Below are 13,847 nucleotides of genomic sequence, written 5' to 3'. Positions count from 1 at the left end.
TTCAACGCCCCGGCGCTGGCCCCCAAGATAACGGCATTGCTGTTTTTAATTCCGCCACAAAATCGTGCTGCTGAACCGGGTCTCCCCCGCATAAAAAAATGACCGAGGCGTTCTGAATCCATTGCCGGGCCTCTTCCTTCTGCATGCGGTAATCGATGAAATGATATTCATCAAACATAAGATTAGACTGTTGGAGCCATGTCCATTCCGTTATAGCCTCAAGGTTAATCTGCTCGTCTTCATAATCAGACGGTTTAGCGCTAATCATAACAAGCGATTGTCTATCTTGCAGATCCTCCTGCAGCCACTCAACCAGCTTCTCTGGCAAAACATCATTAAACCAACTGAAATAATAGTGAGTACTCAAGCTTCATTACCTCCATATGCAGGGTTTGCCCCGTTAAAGCGGTTTAATTTAGCTTCAGCCGCCAGCATGGCGCTGGTAAGTCTCCGATGATTCCCGTCATGCCGGGCAAGTGTTCTGAAATACAGGCTGCGCACCATATTTTTCCCGTTCACTCTGGCAACTCTCTGTGCGCGTGTATCCGGCCATTCCGTACACTGCGCCAAGCTATGAATCCAGTCGGCAATCTCCTGCTGTGGTAGCAGCGCTTCACTGATCATCGTGTCCACAACGTTAGCCATACGTTCGTCTTCCTCCTCGTCAAAAATCCGGACACCGTTATGCAGCATTCCTGTAATCGCCATAAGCACCTCGTGCTGCACCTCAATGTCACTTTCCTTATAGCGGATCAGCTCCTCCAGGGCATCTGCCCCGTGAGCTGCGGCATGAGCCCAGCCTTCGGCTGCCAGATAACCGCGCAGGTCCTTCTCCTCCTGATAGTAGCGAAGCAGCGAGCGCTTTAGATGCTGGAAGTCTTTTGGCGTCAAGAATGGTTGAATCCGGTCCCGTTGCATAATAAGAGCGATCGGCAGAACCGCGAATGCCCTGGTGAGTACACTGTGGTCATCCACGCTTCCAATCCGGTAGAACAAATACCGGTCGTCCATCAGGACAGTTAATAGATGCCGCATTTCCTCATCTGTGAACTTATTATCGCGCTTCAGCCATATGTAAAAGGTAGAATAAATATGCTCACGAAGCTCCGGCCCCGGGTCACCAATATGCCGCAACATCAGATCAGTAAAGTCTTGGATGCTTTCTCCCTCTCGCAGGATATACTGTTCTTCCTCCAATCTGTGCAGCTTGTGTATCAGCTCTGTCCGCGTGTCCTTCGTACCCCATTCATTGACATCTTCGTCCAAAATGCAGGCTTTCATCTAGTCGGTTCACTCCTAACCTAGTTATAGCGGCGTTATGTATTTCTCCAGCCGATATAACTACTATAAAACACAATGACTGACACCAGGGGGTCAGTCATTGTAGGATAGAAGCATATTTTGCATATATTGCTGCAGCTCCGCCCGTAATCCACGAGGCTCCAGCAGCTCGCACTCCTTGCCGAAGCTTAGAATGAATTTCAGCAGGCCCTCCTCATGAGGAAAAGTATCCGTGACGAGATAGCTGCCATCTTCCCCCCGGCTAATCTTCTCTTTTTCAAAATACTCGGTAAGCTGCGCGCCGATTCGCGAAGTGAATCTCAACACAACCTGTATACCCGCCTGCGAATAATTGTGCTCAATCACCTCGGCAATCCGTGCTTCGGGCACATCTCTTTTTGCAAAAGGCAGCCCCAGCTCCAATTGTCTGATACGCACAAGCTTAAATCTGCGGTAGTCCTTTCTGACCCGGCAGAAGCCGATAACATACCAATGGCCGTGACGAAAGTCAATCCAGCCCGGCTCTACCGTTCGCTCCAGGTATTCCATATCCCTGTTGATGTAGTCGAACACCAGCAGCCTGCTCTCCGTGATGGCCTCGCTTATGATCCCGAGGAACTCTTTAATCTCCTGCTCCATGCTGAAATGGGACAAATTCAGAGTCAGTTTATCCTTCCCCGGCTCCCGCTTATAGGTATGTTCGACTTTTAGCAGGATGTCATTAAAAGCTTCGTTCCGGCCAAACAAGCCGTGTAAATTCTTCATTACAGCTACAAACGTATGAGCTTCGTCCCCATTAAGAAAGAGGTTGCTTACATTATAGCTGTCCATAATATAGTATCCTCCGCCCTTGCCGCTGGTCGATGCAACCGGTATGCCGGCTTCGCTTATTTTCTCGATGTCCCGGTAGATTGTCCGCAAGGATACCTCGAAATGCTCGGCAAGCTCCTTGCCCGTTACCGTACCTTGACCGGAGATGATCAACAGCATGGAGAGTAATCGATTGACTCGCATGATTGGTGTGTGACGCTAAGTAACGTCTCCTCCTCTGGGTGGATTTTTTTCATATTACATCTTTGGGAAACACCCTATTCATTATCTTGTCAGACCTACGGTATGATGTCCAGAATGACATTTGTGAGAGGAATGCAGGATTGCCAAAACGTCGGAGCTGTGCAGGCGACCTAACATAGAAGGGACAGTTGTTAAACGCAAATTGTCCCCGCAATAACTTATACCTTCATCTGTCCCTTGATAACCTTCATCCTACTTTTGCCTGTGGCTACAATTGCTTCTTCCGCCACTTGCTTCAGGACGAATCATTGCCAGAATATGCAGCTCTGCAACATCTCGAACACCCACATAATCAGAATAAATTTTGGGGACAGCCTTCAGCTTGCCTTCTAGCATTTGGCGGACAATTACATTTGAATGTGAATAATCGTTGCCTAGAATCGGCCCCATCACACCCACAGGATTTACAGTTGCAAATTCCAAACCCTTCCCTTCGTGTTGAATGAAATCCCAGGCAGCTTTTTCAGCGAGATCCGTTTGAACAAAAGACAAATCCTCCATATTTGTCACTCCGCCCGTCATGATCATGGCTTTCACTTCATCTTGTCTGCTCATCGCACGAAGGGTTACCCGCACACGATACTTCTTCTCCAGTAAGTGTAATGGCAGCAACGGATCACGCACAAATTATTAAAAAAGACACCAAAGAATGGATTACTATTGCATTGCTGGAGCTATTGCGAACGAATAGAATATCAGAGCTGAAGATTTCAGAACTCGTTAGAACAGCCGGCGTCAGCCGAATGGCCTTCTATAGAAATTATGAAAGTCTTAAACAGGTATTAATGGAGTACTACGAGCCCAAATTTGCAGATATTTTCAATAAAATTGCGAACAAAAAGAATCACGAGCAAAAAATAAGAGATTTGACCAGCTTTTTTCTAACATTCTCTGATGATTTTCGATTAAGCGGATTCCCGGAATTTTTTTTGAATAACAAAAAGAAAGACAGCTCAAAACTCGAATGGCGAGTCGTGTATTGTCTTTTTTCGTTCCCCGATAGCAATAACAATCTGTTCAATTAACCCAATCCCGATCGTTCATCCGTTTTACAGTGTAATGATTTAATATCCCTCACCGATTAACGTCGATAATTTATCATGCGCTCTTAAGCGGCTCGGAACGATTTACTTGTTTTGAAACACATCAACCGCTCCATTAATCAAAGGATGTACTTTGATGTCGTAGTCAACATTAATTCTCATGTTTTCCCAATGTTTCAACCATTGCTCATCCGTTATTTCTTTAGAAAACGGCTTAAGCGAATGGGTTCCGACCTCTAAGGGATCGACTTTCCAACGTTGCATTCTTTTTAATAAATCTGACGTTTGTTCCTCAAGGTAGACCTCAGTTTCATGAATTAAATGTTCCAATTGTTCCTCACTTTGAATATTCAATTCTCCCTGGTACTCCTCAATTCTTCCTTTCAAGCTCACATGTAAAGACAAGGATGAATAGTCCCTCGATAGTTTCATGCGAACATTGGATCGAATCCGTCCTAAACTGATAGATAGCTTTGGAATGGCCAAGACTTTTAGAAAATGATCGTTATCCAGAAGTTGAAAAATATTATCGTCCACGTCTTGAATGACCATTACTTCTTTATCGTTTTGGAAGATGGCTGTTCCTATGTAATTGAAATTGTTCTTATCCGAATGAAAAACCGGCAGGATCGGATCCTTAAAAGGGGAATATACCTTCTTCATGAATTTATGAATATTGACGATGCTCATTTCACCTTGATTATGCTCCTCGTAATGCTTTAACATCCGATAAAGAAAATAATCTTGGTTTTCTTGCTCCGTCAATTGATTTTTTATGTATTCATCAAAATCGCCTCTGACAATCAACAAATAGACACGCATTGAAATATCAGGATCAACCAGTATGGTATTGATCAGCTTTTCAATGCCTCCTTTTTTTGCCAGCTCCTCATTAATTATTAACATTCGCAGCTGCCCCTGCTTTAATTCCCGATAATAAATTAAATTAAACTTCTGATCTCCCTGCTTTAACAGATCGACTTCCTTGGAGAGAAGACGTTTTTTTTCTTGGATGAGCGGTGGTACTAAAGTGCTGATTTTCAACTTTCCTTCCGGCCCCTTGTCAACCGACCAGAAAACTACCGGAGCAATCTCTTCAATCTTATTGTTCTCGACATATGGAGAAGAACAGCCGGCCATCCACATAACGCTTACAATCGCCAATAAACCATAGTGCTTGTATGGAACCATGCCTACATACTCTCCTTTCGTTTGACAGTAGTGAAAAGGATCGTAGGAATAAGTAAATAAATGCATGCGCCGATCCAGATTTGAAGGTTCAGTAACATCTTTTGACCCGGAACCGTTTGCCATAACCATTGATCCATTAAGATGATGCTTATCAAAATGACGAACCAACTCGACAATAATCCGATCCAAGTCGTGCGTTCTTTCATTTTTCTCATAAAGATTCTTCCGGCTCCATAAAAACATAACAGAAGAATTGAAATGTCAAACACATAATTAAACATATGGAAAGAGATAAGGATGTAATCGATTCGTTCTAAACCGCTCGTTTGAATGTAGCTTCCCATATATCCTATCGGAAAATCGATCTTGCGTAAGTAGTACGAACCGTAAAACAATACCGAAGCAACGAACAATACTAAATATTCCATGATCGACAGCATGTTTCCAATGACCAGGTATTTCGATATTTTTTGGTTGGAGCTCAACCATGGAACCATAAAAGCCAAATATACCGGACCGGAAAATGCCGACCAAATAAACAACAAACCTTGCCATGATTGTCCTGACCATTCGGTGGGTATGAGAGGATACAAATCGCGGTAATTGGCATCCGATTGAAAGAAGAAAGGAATAAACAGGACTGAAATCCAAGCCCCGCAAAGAAAGGCGATGACGACAAAACGCAATGTATTCTCCATTCCATGTGAAGCCACATATAAGCTGATCAAAAGAATGATTAGGATCAGCCACCTTTTATCCATAGATGGAAAAATAAAATTTTGGAGCATATCAACGTATCCCAGTGTGATGACTGAAATTTTTAACAATATTATCAAAAATCCAAGTATTGCGAAAACTTGAATCGTCCGTTTCCCGAAAAGCTGTAAAAATCCTTGATAGCCTTTCGCTGCATAACTGGAAGTAAACCATTTGGACATCATCATCAAATTAAGTTGGGACAGTAGCCCCATCGCGACAATTCCCCAAACCATATACGAATGAACCAAATAAACCGGCATGATTAAAATAAAATAATGCATTTGCATGCGATTCACTAATAGAACGAAATAGATACCGCCAGGAGTGGAAGTTCGATTATATAAGGATAAACTCTTCACTTCTTCATCTCCTGTCGCCATTTCCGTAGTGGTTTTAGATATTTCGGACGCGTTTTCATCCAAATTAAAGGGCCGCGGATAAAGAGGTCATTCCAATCCTTTCCATAAAAAGGAGCGATCGGTGCTAAATAAGGTTGACCTAATGACGTTAATGCATGGAGATGTGCAAGAATCCCGATCAGCCCGATCACGATTCCCGGCAACCCCAGAAACGATGCAAGGACAAGAAGAAGAATTTGCATCAGTACCATGGATTTTGTAACTTGATAGTTGGGAACTAAAAAGAAAGCAATAGCGGATATACCCATCAACACTATCAATACTTTACTTGCAAAGCCTGCTTCTACAGCAGCTTGTCCAATGACGATACCACCGATAACCCCTAAAGTTTGACTGGTTTTGGTCGGCATTCGCAAACTTGCTTCTTTGATGATTTCCAGCGTTACGATCATGAATAATCCTTCCGCAAACGGAGTAAAGGGCAATTTGCCTCTCGATTCCAATAATACGTAAAGAAGCGGCAGCGGAACCATTTGGTAATGAAATGTCGTTAACGCAACATAAAAAGGAATCATCGTCAAAGAAACAATAAAACTTCCGTACCGGATTAAACGTAAAAAACTGGCTACCGGCCAACGAAGGAAGTAGTCTTCCGGAGATTGGAGTAGATGAAAAAAAGTAATGGGAGCAATTAAAGCAAACGGTGAATTGGAAACCAATAGCGTCAGCTTTCCCTCACCTAAGGCATAGGCGCAGGCATCCGGCCGATCCGTTTGTAGAAACTGCGGAAAGACCGTATGGTTATGATCTTCAATAAAAGCTGCAAGCTGAGAGGAGTCTAAAAATTGATCGAAATCCACACTTTCAATTTTCTTTCTTGCAAGGGAAACAAATTCTGGATTTGTTAATCCGTCTATGTACAGTAACACAACTTTCGTTTTACTCAGTGAACCAATAGTAAAGCTTTCCGTTTTTAATGTAGTTATAGGCAAACGTCTGCGCAACATTGTAATGTTTTTATCGATTTGTTCACTGAAGCTGTCTTTCGCTCCATATATAACAGTTTCCGTTTGGGAAGGTTCAACTGCCCGACCAAGAGGGCTTTCCAGTTGGACGCCTAACCACTGATCGTTGACTGAATCGTTTAGAAGAATAAATCCCTGCATTATTTTTTGCTCAGCATCTTCGATCGATAGAACTTCCGAAACTTTGGCATTGGTTATGCATGAAGAAAGCGAATTGCAAGCAGAACGATGAAGTGGCTGAATAATCGTCTCGTTTAAACGCTCTGGATCGATTAACGTTTTTATGTATAAAAGATGGACTGAGGCACTGGTACCCATTCTGAGCTCAACAATTTCGGCATCATCCATATGGTTTAATTTCTGTTTTAATTCATCAATCCATGTGGACATTTGATGATTTTTCATTTGAGGGCCGTATTTTTCAACCATAGTCTTCTCCTTCATTAAAGAAATCAAAAAAGAAATCAAAATCCTGCGGTTTTATCTTGCCCTGAAATGGAAAAATTATACGACCGGGTAGCTGCAAACAGGCTTTTTGATTCCGCTTATATCATGATATGTCTTCGTTCAATGCCAGCCACTGCACCGCCAACCCGAACCTGATTGATTTCACCGCTCTCGCTTAGGCGCAGTCCTGCCCTGATTTCAGAAAGACAATCCATCGAATACCCTTGCCTGAACATGACATTCTCTACTTCCCGCAAGGATCGTTGGCCATGTTGGTACAAATAGCTGAGCAGGGCACCGTTGGATGTTCCTGTCGCGCTCTCCTCGGGAATATCGTACAGCGGCGCAAAATTCCGGCATTCCGCAGCAGCATCGTCTGGAGTATCCAGCGTGAACAGATGATATCCAACCACATCATATTTTTCGCTGATGGCGGTTATGGCATCAAAATTTGGCTGAACCTCATTCAAGAGCTTCCTGCTGCGGATCGGGATCATAATGTCCCGCAGACCCGTCGAAACAATCTGGATGGGCAACCCGGTTTTCAGATCCCCGGCATCCATCCCCAAAGATGGGGCGATTTCCTCACAGGATATCTTTTCAAGAAATTGTGGTAACGCCTGTGACAAATAAACAAGACCCTCGGAGCTAATATCGACTTCCAGAATCCCTGCCTTGGTTTCAATCGAATAGGAGGTCCCTCCCTTTGACAAACCCAGCGAATGCATTAGCCCAAACGCAGCAATCGTGGCGTGTCCGCACAGATCAACTTCGCTGGCGGGGGTGAAATAGCGGATTTTGTAATCCGCAAGCAGGGATTTTTCCATAAAGGCCGTCTCCGAAAAGCCCAATTCCTTCGCTATGAGCTGCATTTGAGCAGCATCCAGAGAATGGCCATCCTCCAAGACAACGCCTGCCGGATTACCGCCACGCCCCCCTTTCGCAAACGCATTTAACGTATACACTTCCACATTCATGTTCTGATCGTCCTCTCTTTATCTTCGAAAAACCGATGTGCGCAACCGCAATCTTCTCTCCATAACGTCTTAATAGTGCCATTCTTCTTTTGCAAGCAGAACAGTTAATTTCTTACCCATCCTTTTGACTGCTCCCGGACAAGTGAGAGAAAGGCTGCCGCCGCCGGCGACAATGCCTCCTGCTTCCGGGTGCAGACGGCAATCGGATTTAGCAGCGAAGTGCCCTTAACCATCACACGCTCCACTTCCCCGCGTTCCACATTGTCCCTTACCGCCAGGGAGGAGATGAAGATGGCTCCGTAGCCCGCGATAACGGCCCGAACCATCTCGTTCACCCCATTAAATTGTAGACCGACCTTGGGAGGACTCACGTTCAAAGCCCGGCATAAAGAGAAGAGACGCTCCCGGGTAGAACTTCCCTCTTCACGCAGAATGAAGGGAACCTTCATCATCTCCGCTAAAGTAATTTCCTGTCCACCGTATGGATGGTTTCTCGGGACGATGAACCAGAGCTCATCCTCCAGAAGCTGCTCCCATTCAATACCCGGTTGCTCCTCCCAGCCGCCTCCGTATACGGCTACCTCAGCATCGTACTGTAGCAGCCCCTCCACCGCTTCCCGAGAATTCGCAGTATTCAAGACCACCTCCACGGAAGGATGCTCCTGCTTGTAGAGTGCCAGCCATTCCGGCAGCAGGAGATTAGCAGGCAGATAGGTGGCTACAATCCGCAAGATGCCGCTGAACCCGGCCTTGTATTCACGCACTGCCTCATCCAGCTCACGCTCCAATGCAAACAATCGTTTGGCATGACTGGCCAGCATCTGACCCGCATCGGTTACTAAGATACCACGCCCCTTGGGGGCTAACAGCTGTATGCCTAATTCCTTCTCCAGGTTGCGTACCTGGGCCGTGACCGCAGGCTGGCTGATCCGTAGTTCCTCCGCAGCTCGGGTGACTCCGCCTTTTTCAGAGATGGTGTGAAATATTTTAAGGGCATGAAGATTCATAAGATGATCTGCCTCCTACATCAAAATTGATGAAGAACGAAATTATATATATTTTTCTGATGAATCGTTATGCTTTATTGTAAAGATAAGGGAAAATTTTCACAAGGTTAAATATTAATCGATGAAGGAGAGAAAATTCATGAGTAAAACTAAAATCGTCTGTACCATCGGCCCCTCCAGCGAAAGCCCCGAAATGCTCCGTAAGCTGATCCAAGCCGGTATGAATGTCGCCCGCCTGAACTTAGCCCACGGTGAGCTGGAGGAGCACGCAGAGCGCATCCGCCACATCCGGGAAGCAGCCAAGGAACTAAACCAATATGTGGCCGTCCTGCTCGATATCAAGGGTCCGGAAATTCGTATCGGCAAAATGGCCTCGGAGTACGTGGAATTGGTACCAGGAGAAACCGTGGTTCTAACCACAGAGGAAGTGCTCGGCACGAAGGACCGCATCCAAGTCACCTATAAGCAGTTACCCCAAAACGTGAAGCCTGGCAGCAGCATCCTGATCGATGACGGTCTAGTGCGTTTGGAAGTCGTAAATTCCGCAGGCACCGAGATTACCTGCCTCGTCAAGAACGGCGGCAAGCTGAAGCCACGCAAGGGTGTCAACGTTCCCGGCATCAAAACCAGTCTTCCAGGCGTAACTGAGAAGGACATTCGGCACATCAAATTCGGCGTTGAGCAGAATATCGACATCATCGCTCAATCCTTCGTCCGCAAAGCTGCAGATATTCTCGAGATTAAACATATTCTGAGTCAACATAAGGCCGACCATATCCAAATCATCGCCAAAATTGAAAATGACGAGGGCTTGGAGAACCTGGACGCCATCCTGAGCGTAGCCGACGGACTAATGGTTGCGCGCGGCGATCTGGGCGTGGACTTGCCGGTAGAAGATGTGCCGCTGGTTCAAAAAGACATGATCAAGAAGTGTAATCTGGCCGGAAAACCGGTTATCACCGCCACTCACATGCTGGAGTCCATGCAGATGACCCCGCGTCCGACCCGTGCAGAAGCAAGTGACGTCGCCAACGCTATCTTCGATGGCACCGATTCCGTTATGCTGTCTGGTGAATCTGCCGCAGGTAAGTACCCGCTGGAGTCCGTCGAGACCATGGCCCGCATCGCCGCCCGCGCTGAGTCCGTCCTGGGGAGCTACGGCCGCTCCAACTGCAAGAGTAACGAGACTGGCACCAACGTGACCAGCGCCATTGGCGAATCCGTTGTCCGCACTGCCCTCACGCTCTCCGCCAAGGCTATTCTCGCCCTGACCGAAAGCGGCTTTACCGCCCGGATGATCGCCAAGCACAAGCCCGCTGCACCGATAATCGCCTTATCCACTAAGGAGAGCGTGCTGCATGCCCTCTCCTTGACTTGGGGTGTAATTCCTATGCTCCGCGACGAGTCTGCTTCCAGCACTGATGCAGCCATAGCAACCGCTGTTGAACTGGCGAGGTCTGCCGGATACGTGCAAAATGGCGACTTGGTGCTCATCACCGCCGGAGTCCCTGTAGGCTGCGCCGGAACCACTAACCTGCTGCGGGTTCACCGAGTTGGGGAAGGGATTTAAATAAAAACGGAGTTCGCATTTTACTCCAGCCTATTAGAAACGCAGATTGCCCCCGATCAAATCTTTGGTCATTGGATCAAAAAACATTGTAATCGGTCCCAGTTGGCCGTTCATTTCCGTATCAAATTGAACGGATACAACAACATCTAACTTTCTGTCATCCATCCAATAGCCAACGTTTTTACTAGACTCTAGGATCACTATAGCTTTCTCTTTCGGCGTGGTTAAAGTGCTTCTTTCCTTTTCTGAGATTTGGGCCCAAGCTAGATTCCGAAATTCATCTTCATTTTTAAGTTTGTCATAGTGGAAGACATAATAGTACCAGCCGTCGCCCAGATTCTTATAGTCATTCACATAGCTGAATTTCGAAGGATCCCCTTTGGCCATCTCTGGTAGGCTGAGGTAGGTTATGCCTTGTTGATACAAGTTGTCTTCGGCATCAAACAAAAAGTCAATACTTTTACTAGGGGCATCATTTAAGGAGGATATCCTCTTTACAATACCTTCTCGAAACAATGTTTGAGCGATTTGTTGAATTTCAGGGTCCTGGATGTTCTCGATGGAATAATCTTGTTGAAGTATGACAGGCCGAGTCTGGAACACTTTTTCATTCTCTAACAGATAACGGCCTAGAACATCAAAATCTTCACGACGGTTTTGAAAATATTCAATAACCCCAGTCTCTGGACGCTTCAACACTTCGCTAACGTTCAAGGGAATAATGAAATCACTTGCCCTAACATGCTCCGTTCCCTTGCTTTTCAAGCCAGCACATCCGCATACCGTCAATGCAAAACAGATTAGAACTGAAATGAATTTTATCGGCCTAAGATTCATATTGCGGACCCCCATTAAGACAAGAGTTGTGAATTCATGTCACGAAATGGCTTCTCGGTATTATTTTAATTATTGGTTTAGTTTAGTTCTGAAAATTGCATAAGTACAAGAATAATACTTAAAACAGTTAGGACAAAGAAAATAACAGAAATTTGACGGTTCCTGTGCATTTTGATTCCGTATGAGCAAAAAAAGATTGCGGCCGCTAACTTTTGCCTAGATGAATGGTGGTTTGGGAGTTGTTTTTGTATGCTGAAATATCATAAAACTCCCAGGAGGTGTGACGATCCTCTTCAGGTGGAGTGACTGCGAAAATGAGCGTGATTTTTGTGGTTTTATCTTCCTTGGGTGAAATATTTAACGTGAGGCGGGAACCACCCACATGCCAGTATACAAAAGGCCGGTCTTGGACGGTTAGCTGTCTGATCTGAGTTTTTACCGTAGGACAATCCCCCTCATTATATCATTGTTGTATCTTAACACATTAAGGAATCACCGTAGTCCCAATTCCGTTTGTAAATAGGGTATCTATCAGCTTGACCAACTCTTCCGACGATAGATCTTTGTCATTCCGTATCCATAGGCGAAACATCGACATTAGTGTGGATATGTAAAACTCAATGATATAGGGTGCTAAAGCTTCATTTGCCGGAAGGTCGACAATTAATCGCTCAAAAGGAATTTCTCTTTTCAGACGTTCGATAAAATGAACAGAACCATAGTCGCCCAAGAGGGCTTTCAGGATTGAAATTTCCTCTGCATTCTCCAGGCATTGAAGTGCATCTTGGAAGGTATGTGTGGAGAACTCTCTGCTTGCCATTTCCTCTTTAATGGATCTAAAAACACGCTCTTCCACGTAATCCAACAACTCATAGATATCCGTAAAATATTGATAAAAGGTACTGCGGTTATATCCTGATCGCTTAGCGATCTCTTGGATGGTTATTTTTTCAATGGGTTTTTGGCTATATAAATCGCAGAATACATTAATAAAAGTTTGCCTTGTTTTATCCGTAAGTTCAGGTTGCTTTTTCATTATTTGCCTCCAGTTTCCGTACATCGCTTACACGACAGATCTTAAAAATCTGATGGTTGATAGCCGTATAGCGGATCTATACAATAAATTATACAACACGTTGTTGGATTATCAACCAGGATTAATATATAGGCTCAGGAGGCTAATATGCGAATTTTATTTTTCGGCAGAGGTGTCATATCAACCCAATATGCTTGGGCTTTTGAACAGGCAGGACATACAGTGGAGTTCTACGTTAGACAAGGGAGAAAAGAAACCTTCGGCAGCAGCATCGAGCTTGAAATGTGGGACGCACGAAAAGGGAAACAGCTCATAAAAGAACACTGGAACGTCAAACTGCATGAGGAGATTCGACCTGATTATGACCTCATTATCGTAAGTGTCCACACGGAGCAGCTTCCGGCAGCAGCACAACTATTATCGACTACTGCTGGGAACACGCCTGTCCTCATCTTTAATAACCTTTGGCAGGATTTGAAATCATCGATCTCACCCTTGTCTATGAACAATGTGGTCTTTGGATTCCCGGGAGGCGGCGGTGGCATTGAGGACAACAGGCTTAGAGGCGGCTTTTTAAAAATGCTGTTTCTGGAACAGCCACGGGTAGGCACTGAAACTATTAATAACAAGGTCAAAGAGCTATTGGAAAGTGCCCATTTTAAAATTCGTTGGATCAAGGATATGCAAAACTGGCTATGGAATCACTTTGCCATGAATGCGGCGATGGAGACCGAGGTGTTGAGACGGGGAAGTTTTCCGGCACTCTTGGATCATAGCGACTCCTTCGCAAATGTTGGCAGGAATATGAGGGAGATTATCCCGGTAATAAAAGCCAGAGGCGGAAAAGCTGATGCGACTTCTCTGCTGCTGACTAAGATCCCGCTGGCACTGCTCGGCACGCTGTTTAACAAGCTGGTTTTTGCAAAGGGCAGCTTGCCGCGCCTTTTCATGGAATACAACAATAGTAAAGCAGGTTTTGCGATACTTGAAGTTGTGCGGGAAGCGAAAAAGTTAGGTATAGCTTTGCCTCGGCTTGCTGCGGCTTTGGAAAACAGTGGACAACACAAAGTAGAGGTATCAGGATAGGAGTGGTTTAAGCTATGTATTGAAACAGAGTAATTCTGAGTTCAATCCACGCACTCTACACACGTAGAGTGCGACTGCATCCAAATTAACAAATACATAAACACAAAACACTGCAAATAAGCCGGACCGCATACTTATGAATGCAGGCCGGCTAT

14 protein-coding genes are annotated in these 13,847 nt (G+C 45.2%); 3 read left to right on the top strand and 11 right to left on the bottom strand.

Features of this window, described 5'->3' with window-relative positions:
• Position 1: 1 nt before the first annotated feature.
• The 4 genes from MKY86_RS04435 to MKY86_RS04420 form a co-directional block, all read right to left on the bottom strand.
• Complete coding sequence (locus MKY86_RS04435; protein ID WP_340826332.1) at positions 2–367, bottom strand: hypothetical protein; 366 nt, start codon at positions 365–367, stop codon at positions 2–4.
• On the bottom strand, positions 364–1,281 hold the full coding sequence (locus MKY86_RS04430) for a DUF2785 domain-containing protein (RefSeq protein ID WP_076079617.1): 918 nt from the start codon (positions 1,279–1,281) through the stop codon (positions 364–366). The genes MKY86_RS04435 and MKY86_RS04430 overlap by 4 nt, the downstream gene beginning before the upstream one ends.
• Positions 1,282–1,374: 93 nt before the next feature.
• Complete coding sequence (locus tag MKY86_RS04425) at positions 1,375–2,295, bottom strand: helix-turn-helix transcriptional regulator (RefSeq protein ID WP_076079616.1); 921 nt, start codon at positions 2,293–2,295, stop codon at positions 1,375–1,377.
• Between the two features lie 252 nt (positions 2,296–2,547).
• The gene (locus MKY86_RS04420) at positions 2,548–2,892 is read right to left on the bottom strand and encodes a hypothetical protein (RefSeq protein ID WP_340826328.1); all 345 of its coding nucleotides are present in this window, start codon (positions 2,890–2,892) and stop codon (positions 2,548–2,550) included.
• Positions 2,893–2,957: 65 nt separating this feature from the next.
• Here MKY86_RS04420 and MKY86_RS04415 point away from each other — a divergent pair, with 65 nt between their 5' ends.
• The gene (locus tag MKY86_RS04415) at positions 2,958–3,380 is read left to right on the top strand and encodes a TetR/AcrR family transcriptional regulator (protein WP_076079614.1); all 423 of its coding nucleotides are present in this window, start codon (positions 2,958–2,960) and stop codon (positions 3,378–3,380) included.
• A gap of 102 nt (positions 3,381–3,482) precedes the next feature.
• Here the strand turns inward: MKY86_RS04415 and MKY86_RS04410 are convergent, their stop codons facing one another.
• The 5 genes from MKY86_RS04410 to MKY86_RS04390 all read right to left on the bottom strand — a co-directional run bounded on the left by MKY86_RS04410 (position 3,483) and on the right by MKY86_RS04390 (position 9,163).
• The gene (locus MKY86_RS04410; RefSeq protein ID WP_076079613.1) at positions 3,483–4,589 is read right to left on the bottom strand and encodes a Ger(x)C family spore germination protein; all 1,107 of its coding nucleotides are present in this window, start codon (positions 4,587–4,589) and stop codon (positions 3,483–3,485) included.
• 2 nt (positions 4,590–4,591) lie between these two features.
• Positions 4,592–5,707 (bottom strand): GerAB/ArcD/ProY family transporter, encoded by a 1,116-nt coding sequence (locus MKY86_RS04405; protein WP_076079612.1) that lies wholly within the window; start codon positions 5,705–5,707, stop codon positions 4,592–4,594.
• On the bottom strand, positions 5,704–7,161 hold the full coding sequence (locus MKY86_RS04400; RefSeq protein ID WP_076079611.1) for a spore germination protein: 1,458 nt from the start codon (positions 7,159–7,161) through the stop codon (positions 5,704–5,706). Before MKY86_RS04400 ends, MKY86_RS04405 begins: the two co-directional genes overlap by 4 nt.
• Positions 7,162–7,277: 116 nt before the next feature.
• Complete coding sequence (locus tag MKY86_RS04395) at positions 7,278–8,156, bottom strand: PhzF family phenazine biosynthesis protein (RefSeq protein WP_076079610.1); 879 nt, start codon at positions 8,154–8,156, stop codon at positions 7,278–7,280.
• A gap of 104 nt (positions 8,157–8,260) precedes the next feature.
• Positions 8,261–9,163 carry a LysR family transcriptional regulator gene (locus tag MKY86_RS04390; protein WP_076079609.1) on the bottom strand — a complete coding sequence of 301 codons (903 nt, stop codon included), beginning with the start codon at positions 9,161–9,163 and terminating at the stop codon, positions 8,261–8,263.
• Positions 9,164–9,284: 121 nt separating this feature from the next.
• Between MKY86_RS04390 and pyk the strand changes: the two genes are divergently transcribed.
• The gene (gene pyk / locus MKY86_RS04385; protein ID WP_076079608.1) at positions 9,285–10,733 is read left to right on the top strand and encodes a pyruvate kinase; all 1,449 of its coding nucleotides are present in this window, start codon (positions 9,285–9,287) and stop codon (positions 10,731–10,733) included.
• A gap of 33 nt (positions 10,734–10,766) precedes the next feature.
• Here pyk and MKY86_RS04380 read toward each other — a convergent pair whose 3' ends face one another.
• Positions 10,767–11,498, bottom strand: a complete 732-nt coding sequence (locus MKY86_RS04380) for a hypothetical protein (RefSeq protein ID WP_143803732.1) — start codon at positions 11,496–11,498, stop codon at positions 10,767–10,769.
• A gap of 556 nt (positions 11,499–12,054) precedes the next feature.
• A complete protein-coding gene (locus tag MKY86_RS04375) occupies positions 12,055–12,606 on the bottom strand; it encodes a TetR/AcrR family transcriptional regulator (RefSeq protein ID WP_076079606.1) in 552 nt (183 codons plus the stop codon).
• A gap of 147 nt (positions 12,607–12,753) precedes the next feature.
• Between MKY86_RS04375 and MKY86_RS04370 the strand changes: the two genes are divergently transcribed.
• Complete coding sequence (locus tag MKY86_RS04370) at positions 12,754–13,692, top strand: ketopantoate reductase family protein (RefSeq protein WP_076079605.1); 939 nt, start codon at positions 12,754–12,756, stop codon at positions 13,690–13,692.
• Positions 13,693–13,847 lie beyond the last annotated feature (155 nt).

The organism is Paenibacillus sp. FSL R7-0333, assembly GCF_038000365.1.
Taxonomy (GTDB): Bacteria; Bacillota; Bacilli; order Paenibacillales; family Paenibacillaceae; genus Paenibacillus_AQ; species Paenibacillus_AQ silagei.
This window is presented reverse-complemented; position numbering and strand designations above follow the sequence as displayed.

What these genes read in the sequence shown, in the direction of transcription:
- MKY86_RS04395 (WP_076079610.1), bottom strand. Translation starts at nt 8,156, where the DNA reads ATGAATGTGGAAGTGTATACGTTAAATGCGTTTGCGAAAGGGGGGCGT.
- MKY86_RS04415 (WP_076079614.1), top strand. Translation starts at nt 2,958, where the DNA reads ATGGCAGCAACGGATCACGCACAAATTATTAAAAAAGACACCAAAGAA.
- MKY86_RS04390 (WP_076079609.1), bottom strand. Translation starts at nt 9,163, where the DNA reads ATGAATCTTCATGCCCTTAAAATATTTCACACCATCTCTGAAAAAGGC.
- pyk (WP_076079608.1), top strand. Translation starts at nt 9,285, where the DNA reads ATGAAGGAGAGAAAATTCATGAGTAAAACTAAAATCGTCTGTACCATC.
- MKY86_RS04375 (WP_076079606.1), bottom strand. Translation starts at nt 12,606, where the DNA reads ATGAAAAAGCAACCTGAACTTACGGATAAAACAAGGCAAACTTTTATT.
- MKY86_RS04410 (WP_076079613.1), bottom strand. Translation starts at nt 4,589, where the DNA reads ATGGTTCCATACAAGCACTATGGTTTATTGGCGATTGTAAGCGTTATG.
- MKY86_RS04430 (WP_076079617.1), bottom strand. Translation starts at nt 1,281, where the DNA reads ATGAAAGCCTGCATTTTGGACGAAGATGTCAATGAATGGGGTACGAAG.
- MKY86_RS04400 (WP_076079611.1), bottom strand. Translation starts at nt 7,161, where the DNA reads ATGGTTGAAAAATACGGCCCTCAAATGAAAAATCATCAAATGTCCACA.
- MKY86_RS04425 (WP_076079616.1), bottom strand. Translation starts at nt 2,295, where the DNA reads ATGCGAGTCAATCGATTACTCTCCATGCTGTTGATCATCTCCGGTCAA.
- MKY86_RS04370 (WP_076079605.1), top strand. Translation starts at nt 12,754, where the DNA reads ATGCGAATTTTATTTTTCGGCAGAGGTGTCATATCAACCCAATATGCT.